8 protein-coding genes and 1 tRNA gene are annotated in these 17,059 nt (G+C 63.7%); 6 read left to right on the plus strand and 3 right to left on the minus strand.

Annotation, left to right across the window (positions count from 1 at the left end):
* Positions 1 to 163 precede the first annotated feature (163 nt).
* The 5 genes from NKI15_RS28255 (at position 164) to NKI15_RS28275 (ending at position 14,556) form a co-directional block, all read left to right on the plus strand.
* Entirely contained in the window at positions 164 to 12,322 is a 12,159-nt protein-coding gene (locus NKI15_RS28255) for a beta strand repeat-containing protein (RefSeq protein WP_352887642.1), read from the plus strand.
* A gap of 118 nt (positions 12,323 to 12,440) precedes the next feature.
* Entirely contained in the window at positions 12,441 to 12,947 is a 507-nt protein-coding gene (locus tag NKI15_RS28260) for a phage tail protein (RefSeq protein ID WP_023704274.1), read from the plus strand.
* 42 nt (positions 12,948 to 12,989) lie between these two features.
* On the plus strand, positions 12,990 to 13,481 hold the full coding sequence (locus NKI15_RS28265; RefSeq protein WP_245265697.1) for a phage tail protein: 492 nt from the start codon (positions 12,990 to 12,992) through the stop codon (positions 13,479 to 13,481).
* Positions 13,482 to 13,490: 9 nt separating this feature from the next.
* Positions 13,491 to 14,018, plus strand: a complete 528-nt coding sequence (locus NKI15_RS28270) for a phage tail protein (protein ID WP_023686661.1) — start codon at positions 13,491 to 13,493, stop codon at positions 14,016 to 14,018.
* 94 nt (positions 14,019 to 14,112) lie between these two features.
* Positions 14,113 to 14,556 carry a GNAT family N-acetyltransferase gene (locus NKI15_RS28275; RefSeq protein WP_032995624.1) on the plus strand — a complete coding sequence of 148 codons (444 nt, stop codon included), beginning with the start codon at positions 14,113 to 14,115 and terminating at the stop codon, positions 14,554 to 14,556.
* Positions 14,557 to 14,571: 15 nt separating this feature from the next.
* On the opposite strand, the gene NKI15_RS28280 is transcribed toward NKI15_RS28275, so the two are convergent.
* A complete protein-coding gene (locus tag NKI15_RS28280) occupies positions 14,572 to 15,144 on the minus strand; it encodes a 2OG-Fe(II) oxygenase (RefSeq protein WP_023707559.1) in 573 nt (190 codons plus the stop codon).
* A 70-nt stretch (positions 15,145 to 15,214) separates the two neighbouring features.
* Positions 15,215 to 15,484, minus strand: a complete 270-nt coding sequence (locus NKI15_RS28285; RefSeq protein WP_023704276.1) for a DUF6916 family protein — start codon at positions 15,482 to 15,484, stop codon at positions 15,215 to 15,217.
* Between the two features lie 238 nt (positions 15,485 to 15,722).
* On the opposite strand from NKI15_RS28285, the gene NKI15_RS28290 reads away from it, so the two are divergent.
* On the plus strand, positions 15,723 to 16,511 hold the full coding sequence (locus tag NKI15_RS28290; RefSeq protein WP_023704278.1) for a SapC family protein: 789 nt from the start codon (positions 15,723 to 15,725) through the stop codon (positions 16,509 to 16,511).
* Positions 16,512 to 16,822: 311 nt separating this feature from the next.
* Here the strand turns inward: NKI15_RS28290 and NKI15_RS28295 are convergent.
* Positions 16,823 to 16,899 (minus strand) — tRNA-Met (locus NKI15_RS28295).
* Positions 16,900 to 17,059 lie beyond the last annotated feature (160 nt).

Consider the following 17,059-nt stretch of genomic DNA (forward strand, 5'->3'; position numbering starts at 1 on the left):
TAGTATTATCGACGGAGCGTGTACTCGTCGGGGTTCGCAAGGGATGGAGACGACCGAGAAAACTCGGCAGATCAATGACATGGCGACGCACGGAAGAAGCTTCCGGGCGAATAGCAAGTATCGCCGGTCAGGTTTCTCCAGGCATCTCTGGAAGACGACTGCGTTGTCCACTCTGGCACTTGCCCTTTCCGGCATAGCCGCCCATGCCGGCGACACCGGACTGTGGCAGCCGCAGGTCCGCGCCATCATCGGCGCCAACAACAATGGCGGCAACACGGCGATCGAGGGTTTCCTGCCGCTGAAGCAGAACCTCGAATCCGTTCTCTTTCTCGATGTGCGCTCGAAATACGATTTCGACGACGGCTTCGGCCAGGACGTCGGCCTCGGCGTTCGCCGCATCGTGAATCCGGATCTGATGATCGGCGGCTACGCCTATCTCAACATCCAGAACCACGACAGTCACCAGTTCGTCGCCTCGACGCTCGGCCTCGAGGCCATCACCTCAAAATACGATGCGCACGTAAACGTCTATCTGCCGATCAGCGGCGACCGCAGCACGGCCGGGCAAGAGTCGAGCCTGTCGCTGGTCGGTCATCAGCTGATCGAGCAGATATCGGCCATCGCCCACCGCGATTACGCGGCCTGGGGCATCGAGGGCGAGGTCGGCGTTCAGGTGCCGCTCAACCTGCCCGAGAACCATTCACTGCGTTTCGATGTCGGCGCCTACCATTTCGGCGATCCCGACGGCGACGACGGCAGCATCACCGGCGCCAAGGCCGGCCTGGAATATTCGATCGGCGACGTCATCGGCAAAGGCACGTCGCTGACCTTCACCGGCGAGGTGCGCAACGACAACCGCGATGACACCCAGTTCGCCGGCAGCATCCGGCTGACGGTGCCGCTCAACGCTTTCGACAAGGGCTCGTCTTCGGCCGATGACGGCGCCGAGCCGGTCTATCCGGTCAGCCCCGGCCTGCGCAAACGCGTCAACGAGCGCGTACGCGGCGACATCGGCGTTCGCATCGAGAGCCAGGACAAAGTTACCGGCACGTCGACGCGGGTGGCGATCAATGCCGCCACCAACACGGCATTCGGCCAGTTCTTCTTTGCCGATGGTGACAACGACGCGCTCGGCCTCGGCACGATCGGCGACCCGACCACGCTCGACAATGCAGTCGCCGGCGCCGGCGCTAACGGCGTCGTCGTCGCGCTGAGCGGCAAGGGCAACATTACGACAGCCGGCGTGACGCTCGCCAACGGACAGACCGTTATCGGCGGTGGCGGCGGTGTCCAGGCGCGGCTCGCCGACGGCAGCATCGGCACCTACAATTTCGGCGGCTCCAACGGCACCATCCAGGGCACTAACCCCGCCAACAACGTCCTGACGCTCGCCAATGGCAACACGCTGAGCGGTATCACCATCACCGGCGGCAAGGACGGCATCTTCGGCAACAACATCGCCGGCGCCACGCTGACCAACGTCACGGTCACCGGCACCGGCGGCCACGGCGCCGACTTCACCGGCACATCGACCGGCGTCAATGGCTCGAACTTCACCGCGACCGGCAACGGCCTCGACGGACTGCATATCGAAGGCGACGGCACCTACAATTTCACCGGCACGACGCTGCTGCAGGGCAATGGCGACGACGGCCTGGATATAACCGGCCACGGCACCTACACATTCGCCACCCTCAACGCGCTCGACAACAATGATGCCGGCATAGCCGTGAAGGGCACCGGGGTCGCCGGCTCGATCACCATCACCGGCGGCCAGGTGTCGGGCAACAAGGCGCTCGGCGATGACGGCGTCGGCGTCCTCATCGATCCGATCACCGCCCATATCGTGCTGGATTCGATCACCCAGACCGGCGGCACATCGGGCGTCGTGCTCAAGAATCTTTCGGGCAGCTTCACCGTCAACGGCGCGACGACGATCTCGAACACGACCGGACCGGCCATCGCGATCACGGATTCGCCGGCCGCGATCCGCTTCGGCGACATCAACATCACCAATCCCGGCTCGGACGGCACGGTGTTTGCGGGCGCCAACACATCGATAATTGCCGGCAACATCGTCATTGCTGGCCTCGGCTCCGGCGTCGGCCTCGATTTCTCCGGCAGCCAGACCAATTTCAGGGCGCAGTCGCTCAACATCACTGGCACAGGCGCCGCCGGCTCGATCGGCATCGATCTGTCTTCGCCCAGCGCGGGCGGGGCGACGATCGTCATCACCGATGGCGGCGCGATCGCCAATGTCGATACCGGCGTGCGCTTCGGCATTTCCGGCTCGCTGGCCAATTCGGCCAATGCCCAATTCAGTTTCGGCGGCGGCTCGATTGCCGGCATCACCGCCTCGCTCGACGCGCGGGGGCTCAACCAGACGCTCGGGCTCTATGCTTTCGGCTCGACGACCTTCAGCGGCCCGCAGCTGTTCGACCAGCAGAATGTGATTTTCGTCGGCGCGACCGCGACCGGTTCGGGCACCGGATCCTCGCTGCTCGACCTGGCGACGGTCGCGACGGCCGATGCCAATACCGACGGCACCGCGATCTTCGTGCTGGTCAATCGCGGCACGGACATAGACGATGCGGACGGCTTCTCGCTGAGCGCCGGCCAGACGCTGGCTTCGTTCGGCAATGGCCGCACGTTCTCGCTCGGCGGCATCCCGATCAATGTGACGGGCGACAATGTCGTGCACAGCAGCACCGTCTCCGACGCCGGCGGCGCAGCCACGCTGACCAATAGCGGTGCCGGCGACACGGTGACGCTCGCCAACAATACCTCGCTGCTCGACTTCAACCTGTCCAATACCGGTGGCGGCAACGCGGTTCACGGCAGCGCCGTCAGCAATGTCACAATGACGGGCCTAGCCGTCAGCGGCGCCGACCTGAACGGCTTGCTGTTCGACGGCACCAATACCGTTGCCGCCACCAACCTCAGCTCGACCAACAATGGCGGCGCCGGCTTGTCGATCCAGGGCGACGGAACCTATTCGTTCAACGGCACGACGACGCTGTCGAACAACGGCACCGACGGCCTGTTGATCAACGGCAACGGTACCTACGGCTTCGAGACGCTTGACGCCAAGGTCAATGGCGGCAGTGGCGTCGACGCCACATCGACGGGCGCCGGCAAGCTGACGACCACTGGCGGAACGATCTCCGGCAATGGCGGCAACGGATTCAGCGCATCCCAGATTGGGCTCGATGTCACGCTGACCAGCCTCAACCAGATTAGTGGCGGGACCGGTGTCGGCCTCACGAACGTCACCGGCAGCTTCGATATCTCCGGCTCGACGAAAATTTCGAACGTCGCAAACGGCATTGTCATCCAGAATAGCTCGGCAACGGTAGGCTTTGGCGGCAATGTCACGGTCACCGCTCCTTCTGGCTCTGGTATCATACTGGCTGCCAATTCCGGTGCCATCACTTTCGGCGATGTCGCGATCGACCAGCCGGGCCAAAACGCGATCGACATTTCCGGTACGAACGGCACGATCAGCTTCGCCAACATCGACATCACCGGCCTGCCGACCGGCAAGACCGGGCTCGACCTGTCGGGCAGCCAGTCGACCTTCACCGCCACCTCGCTCGACATCACCGGCGCCGGCACTTCGACCGGCATCGACCTTTCCGGCACCACCGGCGGCTCGGTGACGATCGGCACCGGTGTGATCTCCGCCGGCACCGGCGTCCAGATGGGCACCAACGGCGCGGCAGGCACCAGCGCAAACACGACCTTCTCGTTCGGCGCCGGTGTCGGCACCAGTTCGATCACCGGGACGACCGCCTCGCTCGACATGCGCGGCCTGCTAGCCGGCAACGGCACCTATGCCTTCAACGCCACCCATCTGGTCGGCCCGCAGCTGTTCGACACCGCCAACGTCATCTTCGTCGGCGCAGCAAACACCGGGACCGGCTCCGGCGCGAGCGTTGGCGACCTTATCAACGCCGACGCCGCCGACGGTCTGACGACCGAAGCCAACACCATCTTCGTCCTTGTCAACAACGGCGCTGGAACCATCAACACCGATGCCGACGGCTTCACGCTTGCCGACGGCCAGCAGATCGTCTCCTTCGCCAACGGCAACACCGTCGCTCTCGGCGGGCCGCCGGCCAACGTCACCGGCGCCGAGGTGGTTACTTCGGGCACCCAGGTCGATCCGTTCGGCAATGGCGCCGCCACTCTCAACAACTCGGCCGGCAGCACCATCGATCTCGCCAACGGCAACCGCGTCGCCGACCTCAGCGTCAGCAATGCGGGTTCGGGCTCGGCGATCAACGGATCGAATGTAAACGCGGCCACCATCACCGGGGTGACGATCAGCAGCGCCGTAACCGGCATCGACCTGACCGGCGCAACGGGTGCGATCAACATCACCAACACGACGATGGGCGGCGTCAGCGGCACCGGCCTGCTGGCCAGCAACTTCGGCGGCACCGGCACCTTCAACAATTTGGATATCACCGGCGCCGGTATCGGCGTCAGCGTCACGGGCGGTTCCACGGGCACGCTGACCTTCGACAATGCGAGTTCGATCGCCGGCACGACGGGCACGGCGCTCAGCATTCTTGGAGCAACGCCTAACCTCACCTACAACGGCACCATCAATCAGACGAGTGCCGCGAGCGCGGTCATGATCAGCGGCATGACCGGCGGCTCCGCCACCTTCGCCGGCCAAATCACCGCCAGCACCGGCGCGGCCAACGCCATCGACCTGACCGGCAATGCCGGCGGCACGATCAATTTCACCGGCGGGCTCGACCTCACCACCGATGGCGGCCTTGCCTTCAGCGCCATCAATGGCGGCACGCTCACCGTCACCGGCACCAACACGACCGCATCTGGGCTCGGCCCTGTCGAAAACGGCATCCATCTCGGTGGCGCCGGCGGTTTGACCATCGGCGCAGGCGGCGTCATTTTCGACAGCGTCACCGTCGACGGCTCAGGCGGCGCCGTGCAGACCGGCATCCTCATCGAAAACACCAGCGGCGGCAGCGTCACCTTCGGCGCTGTCGACATCAATCGCGTCAATGGCGACGCCATCCGCCTCACCAACGTGGCCAACGCCGTTACCTTCAATGGCACGACGACGATCGACACGGTTGTTGGCGGTGGCCCCGGCTTCGTGGTGCAAGGCAGCGCCGCGACGGTCAATGTCAACAATCTGGTGACGACGCTGGTTTCGGGCGACGACGTCAGCCTGACCAACAACACCGGCACGATCAACATCGGCGGCACCATCACCGGTTCCGGCACCGGCAACGGCGTCGTGGTTTTTGGCGGCAGCGCCGCGATCACGGTCTCGGCCAACATCTCCAGCTCGGCAACAGCACCAGGCACGGCGGTCAAGATCGACGGCACCATCGGCGGCTCGGCCCAGTTCAGCGGCAGCGTCACGTCGACCGGCACCGGAAATCTGTTCGCAATCGGCTCGACATTGCCCCCGGCAGGCGGTGCGTTCAGCTTCACCGGCCCGACCCTGTCGGCGAGCGGTGGCGGCGGCGCGGTGGTCGGTGGCCTGATCGGCACCGCAACGTTGAATGTTACCACCCCGCTATCGATCACCAATGCCTTGGGCACCGGCCTGTCCGTCTCCGGTGTCGCGAGCACCGCATCGGCAACCTTCGGGGCGGTGACCGTGACGGGCGCCGGCGGCATCGGCATCAACATTGTCGGCAATGCCGGCCCGGTGACCTTCGGCACGACCCAGGTCACGCTGGGCACCACGAGCGGCACTGCCGGCATCAACTTCGCCGGCACCAACAACGATGTCAGCTTCGGCACGACCACCATCGACGATGTCGGCGCCAACCAGACCGGCATCGACTTCAGCGGCTCCTCGACGACGGCCGATTTCGGCCTGACGACGATCACCGGCCTGGGCGACCTGACCTCGCGCGGCATCGACCTGTCGTCGACCACCGGCAACAAGGTCATCACCTTCCTGCAGGGCTCGAAGATCGACAATGTCGGCATCGGCGTCGAATTGTCGTCCGGCCAGACCACGGCGACCTCCGCCAATGCCAACTTCACCTTCGGCGACGGCGATTCGACCGACGGGCTGGAATCCTTCATCATCGCCGCCGCCGGCGGCTTCACCGTCAACGCGGTCGGTCTCGATCCGACGCTCGGCAACTACGATTTCGACGACGTGTTCTTCACCGGCAGCGCCAACCTCGCCACCGCGCCCGGTTCGATCACGCTGGTCTCGCAGTCGGGCGGCTTCATCGCCGCCGGCACGACCGGCAATCTCAGCATGGGCGTCAACACCATTTCGCTCGCCGCCGCCGATGCGCTGACCGGCACGCAGAACTTCGCCTTCGTCGGCACGATCAATCTCGGCGCCACCGCCTTCACGCTCGATTCCGGCCAGACGATCACCGGCTTCGGCAACAGCAATGTGGTTTCGACCGGCACGATCCAGCCGGCCAACGTCCAGGGCAATCTCGGCGCCACCGGCGGCAACATCACCGGCGACGAGGCCGTGGTCAGCGGGACGGCCAACCTGATGCAATTGCTCGGCGACAACGCCGTGCGCCACACCGCTTTCGACTTCAGCAGCGCGACCGGTGCCGCCTTCCTCATCGATCAGAGCGCGGTCGGCTTCAGCAATGCCAGCGGCATCACCATCGAAGGCGTGACGATCAGCAACGTCGCCGCTGGTCAGACGGCCATCCAGGTCGCCGGCCTCAACGGCAATCTGTCGATCATCAACAACAACATCAACGTTGCCGGCACGCTGCTCGACGTCAACGGCGGCACCGGCACCATTTCGGTGTCGCGCGGCATCCTGCCCAACAGCGCCACTCCGGGAACGCTGACCGGTGGCGGCATCAATATCGCCAACCGCACCGGCGGCGCGGTGACCTTCACCGACCAGGTGACGATCACCGGCGGCAACGGCGTTTCGATTTCGGGCGGCAGCGCGGCAGCTGCGGTCAACTTCAATGGCGGCCTCGACATCACGACATCGTTGGCCACCGGCCTCAGCCTTTCGGGACTGAATGGCCTCACCGTCGCCAATGCCGGTTCCACGACGATCAACGCCACGGGCCAGACCGCGCTGTCGCTGCAAGGCACACTCGGCGCCGGCGGCGTCAATTTCGACAGCATCACCTCGAGCGGCGCCACCAGCGGCATCATCCTCAACGGCGTCACCGGGGCGGTGAATGTCTCCGGCGCAACCAGCATCACCGGCACCGGCAGCTTCGGCATCGACGTCACCGGCGCCAACACCGGCACGTTCACCTTCAACACGGTGACGGTGAACAACGTCGCGACGACCGGCGGCGGCATCAACTGGGTCAGCGGCAACCTCAACATCGCCAGCCTCGCCAACATCGACACGAGCAGCGGCGTCGGCTTCTCGCAAAGCGCCGGCACGGTGAACTTCCTCAACGGCCTGACCATCGATACCACCAGCGGCACCGGCATTGTCGGGACCGGCGGCACGATGGGCATCACCGCTTCCGCTGCAGCCCAGACGGTAAATTCGACCAGCGGCCAGGCCATCAGCCTCTCCGGCGTCGCCGCCACCATCGCGCTCGACTCGACCTCGTCGGGCGGCGGCACCAACAATGTTGGCCTGGCCAATGTCACCGGAACAGTCAGCCTCGGATCCGGCGCATTGAGCGGCGCTTCGGGCGTCGCATTCCTGCTCAATGGCAGTGCTGCGACCGTCAGCTATGGCGGCACGGTCACCAAGACCACCACCGGCAAGATCGTCGACATCTCCGGCGTCACCGGCGGCACGGTCACACTGTCCGGCGCGCTCAGCGCCACCGGCGGTTTCGACAATGGTATTTATGTCCACGGCAACTCCGGCGGGACCATCACTCTCAGCGGTGGCACGAAGACGCTGACCACTGGCGCCAATACGGCGGTCGACTTGACGACCAACACCGGCGCGACGATCAACTTCGATACGGGTGGCCTGGTGATTACCACCACCTCCGGCACGGGCTTCAACGCCAGCGGCGGTGGCACGGTCAGCGTCGGCGCGCTCCTCAGCGACAACAGCATCACCACGACGGCCGGCGGCACCGCGTTGAACCTCAATGGCGTTGCGATTGGCGCTGCGGGCATGAATTTCGACAGTGTTTCGGCCACTGCCGCCGCAACCGGCATCTCGCTGACCAATATCGCCTCGTCCGGCGGCGGCGCCATCATTCTCGGCACGGTCAACCTGCAAGGCATCACCACGCGTGGTGTCGATGTTTCCGGCACGCTTGGCGCGGCGCTGTCCTTCAACGATCTCGACATCGGCCTGAACAGCACCACGGGCGTGGCCTTCGACCTCAACGGTGCCACCATCAATGCGGCGCTGACGGCCAATGACTTCGATGTCACCAATGCCGCCGCCGGCACCTCGATAGGCGTCGACCTGCGCGGCGCCATCGGCGGCCAGACGGTGCGCCTCGGCGATGCCGTGGTCGGCGGCGCCAGTTCGAGCATAGCCGGGGTCAACACCGGCGTGTTCCTCAACAGCGCCACCAACCTCGCTTTCACCTATGGCGACGGCGAATCGGCGACCGACCAGCTCTCGACCATCGGCGCCAATGTAGGCATCGACGCATCCAGTGCGCCGGTTGCCGGCACCTACAATTTCCAGGATGTGAACTTCCAGTCGGCTCCCGGCCTGGGCTTCGGAGTCGGCAAAGTCTATTTCGTCGGCGCGTCCGCGACCGGTGACGGCAGCGGTCGCGACCAGAACAATCTCGCGACGCTGGCCACCGCCGAAGCAGCAGCAGTCTCGACGGACATTCTCGTCCTCGTCAACGATGGCGGCGTCATCACCGCGGCAGGCAGCAATGGCAACGACACGCTGGCGCTCGCCATCGGCGAGCAGCTGCGCGGCTTCGGCAACGGCAACATCAACCTGGCGCTGACGGTGCCCTCCACCATCCAGCTCGCCAGCAACAACATCTCGATCATCGACCAGACGCCCAATGGCGCCGCGACGCTGACCACGAGTGCCGGCAACAATGTCATCACGCTCGGCGCCGGCGGCAACATCATCGACGGCTTCATCCTGAATGGCAGCCCGGCGGGTGCCGCGCGCGGCATCAAGGACAATGGCGCGGGCGCTGCGAATACCGTCATCAGCAACATGACTATCAGCAATTTTGCCACGCAGGGTATCGAGATCACGCCGTCAAACAGCACGACGATCAACAACGTTACCTTCTCCGGCAACGCCAGCGATGTGTGGCTGAACGCGTCCAACAGCACCATCACCAACGTCACCAGCACCGGCGCCACCGGCATTGCCTTCAGGCTCGACAACACCACCGGCACGACGACGCTGACCAACGTCAACATCACCACGGCGGCGACCGGCACCGGCATCGCCTTCGGCGGCGCGTCGGGCGCTGGCGGCACGATTGCCGGTATCAATGTCGACATATCGGGCGGCAGCGGCCTTTCGGTGACCGGCGGCAACGCGGTGATCAGCTTCGACGGCGCCAGCTCCATCATCAGCACGTCGGGCGCGGCGGCCACGATCTCGACCCGCGCTGGCGGCAGCTTCACCTTCGCCGGCTCGGTGATCGCCAACGGCGCTGCGAGCGGCATCAGCATTTCCGGCGCGACGGCGGCCAATACGGTGAGCTTCACCGGTACGGTCGATCTCGGCACCACGACGCCGATGACCGGCACCGCAGTCGCAATCAACAACGGCGCCACGGCCTCGACCGTCAGCTTCGCAAGCCTCGACATCGTCACCAACGGCACCACCGGATTCAGTGCCAGCAATGGCGGCACGGTCAATGTGACGACCGGCACGGTGAGCTCCACTTCCGCGCAGGCGGTCAACCTCAACGGCATCGCCACCACCACCGGCATCAATTTCACCTCGACCAATTCGACCGGCGGCACCAACAACGTGTCGCTGACCAATGTCACCGGCGCCGGCACTGTCAGCCTGGGCTCCGGTGCGCTCGGCGGCGCGACCGGCGCGGCCTTCCTGGTCACCGGCGGCTCGGCCAATGTCAGCTATGCCGGCTCGGTCACCAAGACCACGGCCGGAAACGTCGTCAGCATCTCCACCCGCACCGCCGGCACCACGACATTGTCGGGCACTCTCAGCGCCACCGGCGGCGTGGCCAACGGCATCCTCGTCAACGCCAACACCGGCGGCACGATCAACTTCTCCGGCGCCAGCAAGATACTGACCACCGGAGCCAACAATGCCGTCGACCTGACGGCGAACACCAACACCGCGGTCAACTTCACCGGCGGCGGCCTAGCCATCACCACCACCTCCGGCACCGGCTTCAACGCCACGAGCAACGGTACTGGCACCGTGACCGTTATCGGCTCGGGCAACACGATTTCGACCGGCAGCGGCGTCGCGGTCAACCTTGACAGCGTTGCCATCGCGGCGGGCGGCGTGACCTTCGCTTCCACGAACAAAGGCGCCGGCGGCACCAGCGCCGTCATCCTCGATACCGTCACCGGTTCGGGAGCGATCGACCTCGGCACCGGCGCGCTGGTGGGCGGAACAAGCGCCGTGATCCGTATCGGCGATGGCCTAGGCACCGCCAACAGCGGCGGCACGGCGGCCTTCACCTATGCCGGCGCGATCACCAGCGGCAGCACCGGCCAGGCGGTCAACATCCAGGATCGCGCCCTGACCGCCGGCAACATCACCCTGTCGGGCAACATCACGCATAATGCGGCGGGCCAGATCGGCATCCTGCTGGACGACAATGTCGCCGGCATCATCACCTTCTCCGGCGCGTCGAAATCGATCACCTCGACCACGGCGGCTGGCGTCAGCCTGAGCGACAATGCCGGCGCGACGATCAACTTCACCAATGGCGGGCTGGTCATCGCCACGACCAGCGGCGCCGGTTTCAGCGCCACCGGCCCCGGTCCGGCAGCCACCACCGGCGGCACGATGACGGTGCAGGGCACCGGCAACACCATCGTGTCCGGCACGGGCACGGCCCTTAATGTCGCCAACACGACGATCGGCGCCGGCGACGTGACGTTCAGGAGCATTGCGTCCAATGGTGCAGCCAACGGCATCGTGCTCAACAACACCGGCACCAGCGGCAATCTGGTGGTGACCGGCACCGGCGCGACGGGGGGCAGCGGCGGCACGATCCAGAACTCGACCGGCGATGGCGTCAGCCTGACCGACACTCAGGATGTCAGCCTGAGCAACATGATTATCAGCGACAATGCGGGCAACGGCATAAAGGGCCTGCGCGTCAACGGTGTGGTGCTCAACGGTCTGACCCTGAACAGCAATGCCGATGCCAACACCGAGTCCGGAATCCTGTTCAACGAACTTACCGGCAACGCCTCGCACGTCACCACGTTCACCAACCTCACGGTCTCCAACTCATTCACCCATAACGTGCAGGTCATCAATTCCGGCGGCACGTTGGCGAACCTGGTGGTGAGCGGCGGCACGTTCTCGAACAACGGCGCCTCAAACAATGCCGGCAGCGACTTCATCTTCGAGGCGGACGGCGCCGGTGTCGCCGGCGCGCCGACGATGACGCTGACCGTCGACGGCGCAACCTTCACCGGCAACAACGCCTATCCCGGACCGGGAGTCATCCCTGGAACCGGTCTGTTCGTCATTGCCAATGACGGCACCGTCAATGCTCACATCGGCGAGACCACGGGAAATCTATTCAACAATCTGAACAACGGCATCAACCTCACCCAGAGCAGCAATTCCGGCGCCGGCACGGGCGGCAATCTGAATTTCACCGTCCGGAACAACACCGTCACCAACAGCGACTCGACGGCCATCAACCTGTTCAGCAGCGGCGACCTCGCACGGACGCTTGACGGCACAATCGCCAACAACGTCATCGGTACGCAAGGCGTAGCAACCTCGGGATCGCGAACCGGCAACGGCATCAGGGTTGGGCATGAAAGCCTCGGCGTCGCCAAGGTGCTGATCGACAACAACATTATTCAGAGCATCGGCGTCAACGGCATAGGCGGTGGCGACAGCGTCTCGATCACGCAGCTCGTGCAGCCGGGCACCGTGCACGCGACGGTCACCAACAACACCATTCGCGACAATGCCGACAGCCGCGGCATCACGGTCACCGCCACATTTGCCGGCGCTATCATCAATGCCGACGTTCATGCCAACACCATCACCAACGTCAACAACGCCAATGCCATCCGCTTCCTCGCGGACGGCCTCGGCGGCGCCGACGGCACGATCAACGTACCGCAGGCGAGCGAGGCCGGTATCGAAACCGTCAATGGCGGGGCAACGGCACTGACGGACACCCGGACGTTCTTCAACCAGCCGCTGCCACTGCTGCCTGCCGCGACACCGTAGTCAGCAACCTTGGATTTCGTCCTAGGAAATATATTTTATGAATCTGATATCGACTTGCTGTCTTACTTAGGCATAATACAAGAATTCAGACAGTAAGCGGCCAACGGAGGGAACGGGGATGAGCGAGCCTTATTTAGGTGAAGTCAAGATCATTTCCTGGAACTATGCACCGCGCGGCTGGGCATTTTGTAACGGCCAGTTGTTGCCGCTTAACCAGAACCAGCCATTGTTCTCACTTCTAGGCACCAGGTACGGCGGCAACGGCCAGACAAATTTTGCCCTTCCGGATATGAGGGGACGTGCGGCGGTTCATACGGGCGGCCCTATCGGTGCAATTGTCGGCGGCCAGGGCGGCGAAGAGTTTCACACGCTCACGCTCGGCGAAATGCCGACACACAACCATTTCGTCAACGCATCGAACACTGCCGGCAACGTCAACAATCCATCCGGCGCGCTGTTGGGGGCGAACGCCAGCCCGATCTATCAGCCGCCTGGCAGCGCGGTGGCTATGGCGAAGGAAAACATCACTTTCGTCGGTGGCGGCCAGCCGCATGAGAACAGATCGCCCTATCTCGTCTTGAATTTCATCATTGCCCTGCAAGGCATATTCCCGTCGCGAAATTAAGAGGACGCTTCGATGAGCCAACCTTTTGTCGGCGAGATCAGGATGTTCGGTGGCAATTTCCCTCCGAATGGCTGGGCGTTCTGCCAAGGCCAGCTGATGCCGATCTCCGAGAACGAAACCTTGTTCAATCTGATCGGTACGACCTATGGCGGCGACGGGGAGGAAACATTCGCCCTGCCCAACCTCGCATCCCGCATCCCCGTCCATGCTGGCAAGGGCCCGCTGGTCAGCCAGACCTATATCATCGGAGAACTGGGCGGGGTCGAATCCGTCACTGTTTCAACCCAACAAATGCCGAACCATTCCCATACCTGGACCGGTTCGTCGAATATCGCCAAGAATCCGGGTCCGTCCGGCGGTGTCCTGGCGACATCGAGCCTGCTGACGCCCTATGTGGGTATCGCACCTGATGGCAACATGGCCGCCGGAGCCATTTCGCCGGCCGGCGGCAGCCAGCCTCACGACAATATGGTGCCGTTCCTCGCCGTCAGTTTCATCATCTCGCTATTTGGCATCTTCCCCCAGCAAAGCTAGAGACTTGCCATGACCAATCCGTTCGTCGCCGAAATTCGAATTTTTGCCGGAGATTTCGCCCCGACGGGGTGGGCGACCTGCGATGGCCAGCTCCTGCCAATCTCGCAGAATACGGCGCTGTTTTCGCTCCTGGGCACAGTTTACGGCGGCGACGGCAAGTCGACCTTCGCGTTGCCGAATATGGCTGGCTCCGCGCCCATGGGGCAAGGACAGGGCAATGGCTTGTCGGAGCGGTTTCTCGGCGAGACGGGTGGCGAAACGTCCGTCACCCTTCTGCAAACGGAAATGCCGCAACATAATCATTTTGTCGCGATATCCACCGAGAGTGGCGCCCAGGGAACTCTTACCGATGCGGTTGTTCTGGGGAAGTCGGGGGGCGGAACGCTGTATCAGAACAACACTTCGCAAAATCTGGTCCAGATGGACCCCCAGGCACTGAGCATAACGGGCAGTACGTTGCCTCACAACAACCTGCCTCCCTATCTGGCGATGACGTTCATCATTGCCATGCAAGGCGTCTATCCGGCGCGTCCGTAAGCGCCACTCCATGATCCAGCTTCCGACTGTGGACAACGGGCCTGTTATATTTTGCTGGGTGCGCGCGGCGCGGATTGATCTGACGTTCCGCCCGATGGCGGACGCCGATCTGCCGTTCCTGTCGGCGCTCTACGCCTCGACCCGCGCCGAAGAACTTGCCGTCACGCCGTGGAGCGACGCGCAGAAAACGGCGTTCCTCGACATGCAGTTTCAAGCGCAGCACGCGCATTACCAGAAATACTATCCCAACGCCGACTGGCTGGTGATCGAGCAGGCAAGGCAAGATATCGGTCGCCTGTATATCGAGCGCTCGGCGAGCGAGCATTGCATCATAGATATCGCCTTCCTGCCGGCGCATCGCGGCAAGGGGTCTGGCGGTGCGTTGCTCGCCGATCTCATCGATGAGGCCGCCGCCGCCGGCAAGTCGGTCTCGATCCATGTCGAGAAGAACAATCCAGCGCGGCGGCTCTACAAACGCCTCGGCTTCACTGTTGCCGAGGACAAAGGCGTCTACGACCTGATGATCCGTTCGCCGTAAGGGCCGTGTTGGTCGTCACGCGCCGCGATACCAGGATACGATGGTGAAACGTTCGTTGCACGTGACCGGGGTGACTTCATGCGTCGTTTCCGAACGAAAGGCGACGAGAGAGCCCGGCAATGCGGGCATGGCAACGCGCAGGTCCGGGCCGCTGTAAGGCCCATGCAGGACCAGCGAGCCGCCTGCATAGCTTTCTGGCGAAGGGTTGTCCGATTGACGGTTGAGAAAGATCACCACCGAGATCTTTCGGAACCGCGACTCGTCGTGAATGAGCGGCGTGTTGCCATCCTGATGCGGCACAAAGAAATCGCCTTCCCGATAGTGAAGGAACTGAGGTTCCTCGACCTGGCCGAGCAGCCGCCCGAAATGCCGCTCGAGAGCCGCCTTCTGCTGCGCCAACAGGGCACTCACTCGCGCTTCAGTGGCCTGCGAAACCTCGGCGCGCGCGGTCTTGCGGATCCATGCCGTCTTCTGGTCGGCACGCCCCAGCAGGCCGGCCGGACGGCCCACGGCCGCCCGGAATTCGGCGCACAGTGCGCTACACGCCGCTCCGTCAAATACGTCCGCAATCTCGATATAGTCGATCATATGTCGAGCCGCCGCGCTGGCAAGCACCCTGATGACCGGATCGTCCCCTGGCCGATCGGACCGCGAAAAATCAGTTGAATACCGCCTCGTAAAGTCGCCCCGCCGCATCGGCAGCGATCGGCACGATGAAGATCTCATGGGCGCCGCTTTTGCCGTTGAACCGATAGATAGCCTGCGGCAGCGCCGCGTCGCGCGGCCCCCTGAACAGCAGCGTGAAGCCACCGCCGTCGCGCGGGCTGTTGGCAATGGGCTGCACCGCGCTCAGTTCCAGCGTGAGCGTCTGACCGCCGGCTTCGACTGAAAAGCTCTGCCCCTGCTCGAAATCCGAAAGCGATGCCATGCGCCTGCCCTGGTTCGTCTGTCTTAAGACGTTTTGTGTTGAGAGTCTGTCCCGTCAGCCAATGTCGCTGCTTGATGGCATGCTGTCTATAGAGCTCGATCTCCAGAAGTAGAAAAGAGCACGATCGAACAACGAGGTAGATTTATCCCGCTAATGTCGGGGTAGATCAGTCGTCAGTGCGTTGCGCCCTCGCCGCCGCTGGCCTAAACCGGGAGGGCATAAGAGGAGAATGCCAGGGATGACCGATGCGAAAACGGACGGGGCGGAAAGCACGCCCGCCAATGCGCTGCCGCTGTTCTACAAAAAGCCCGAGGCGCTCAATCCGCTGCGGCACGGCTCACTCGGCCTTACGGCGCGTGCCGATTTCTCCTTTGCCCGCACCGCGCACGCCATCCCCGTCGTCGCCTCGGAAATGCCGGCGGCAATGCGCTCCTACCCGATCGTTTTCATCGGCGACGCCAAGGCGCCTGTCATCATCACCGGCCTGCGCCAGGACCAGAACCTGTTCGTCGGCGCCGACGGCAAATGGGCGGAGCCGCATTACATTCCCGCCTATGTCCGCCGGTACCCCTTCATCCTGGCCGATGAATCGAAAACGACCGGCCGCCTGACGTTGTGCATCGACCGCGCCAGCGAACGCGTCGTCGAGCAGACGCCTTCGTCCAAGGGCGGCGACGAGACCGCGCCCTTCTTCGACGGCAACGAGCCGGCCGAGGCCTCGAGGCAGGCGCTCGCCTTCTGCAGCCAGTTCCAGACCGACTTCAATGCGACTCGCGCCATGATCGACAAGATCGACGCGCACGGCCTGTTCGCGCCGCGGCAGAGCAAGGTGACGCTGGAGGGCGGCGAGACCCTCAACCTCACCGACTTTCAGGTGATCGACGAGCCGGCCTTCAACAAATTGAGCGACGAGGCGTTTCTTGATCTCAGGAAATCCGGCGCGCTTGCGCTGCTCTATTGCCACCTCGCCTCGAGCAACAGCTGGACCTCGCTGGCCTTCCAGGCGTCATTGCGGCGAGCTGGCTGACGCGGCCCGCGACGAAAAGCTTCGGCAAGGCGCGGGTTGTTTAAATCAACGGTTCGCGCCTTCGCACGACGATCTCTCCGCGGCTCGAATCATGCTGTTGTCGTGCAGATCGATTGCCATGACGGGTTGGCGAACTTCCTAATGCTCGACGTATCTCTCGCGAAATGCGCCGAGGCGGCATCAATCCCCCGGTTCGCGGACCTCTCAGCACGCCAACCTTGCTGCCCTCCTCAATCGTTGAATAGCCGGTCGTCGCCATCGATCACGGTCCGAACGCAAAAAGCCCGCGTGAAGCGGGCTGTTTTTGATGTTGGTTGCGGGGACAGGATTTGAACCTGTGACCTTCAGGTTATGAGCCTGACGAGCTACCGGGCTGCTCCACCCCGCGTCACCTCCAGGGCAAGCTCTTGCCTGCTCCGGATCTGAAGCAAGCGTTTGCTTGCTTATCTGGATGTAAGCCTGGGCCTATGAACAGGATGGCTTACAGATAGGTATATGGCTGACCAAATGAAAGGGCCGCTTGCGCGGCCCGTGATCCCTTGGCGGGC

It is taken from the genome of Mesorhizobium sp. M0862 (genome assembly GCF_040319795.1).
Lineage (GTDB): Bacteria > Pseudomonadota > Alphaproteobacteria > Rhizobiales > Rhizobiaceae > Mesorhizobium.

What these genes read in the sequence shown, in the direction of transcription:
- NKI15_RS28275 (WP_032995624.1), top strand. Translation starts at nt 14,113, where the DNA reads ATGGCGGACGCCGATCTGCCGTTCCTGTCGGCGCTCTACGCCTCGACC.
- NKI15_RS28280 (WP_023707559.1), bottom strand. Translation starts at nt 15,144, where the DNA reads ATGATCGACTATATCGAGATTGCGGACGTATTTGACGGAGCGGCGTGT.
- NKI15_RS28270 (WP_023686661.1), top strand. Translation starts at nt 13,491, where the DNA reads ATGACCAATCCGTTCGTCGCCGAAATTCGAATTTTTGCCGGAGATTTC.
- NKI15_RS28265 (WP_245265697.1), top strand. Translation starts at nt 12,990, where the DNA reads ATGTTCGGTGGCAATTTCCCTCCGAATGGCTGGGCGTTCTGCCAAGGC.
- NKI15_RS28285 (WP_023704276.1), bottom strand. Translation starts at nt 15,484, where the DNA reads ATGGCATCGCTTTCGGATTTCGAGCAGGGGCAGAGCTTTTCAGTCGAA.
- NKI15_RS28290 (WP_023704278.1), top strand. Translation starts at nt 15,723, where the DNA reads ATGACCGATGCGAAAACGGACGGGGCGGAAAGCACGCCCGCCAATGCG.
- NKI15_RS28260 (WP_023704274.1), top strand. Translation starts at nt 12,441, where the DNA reads ATGAGCGAGCCTTATTTAGGTGAAGTCAAGATCATTTCCTGGAACTAT.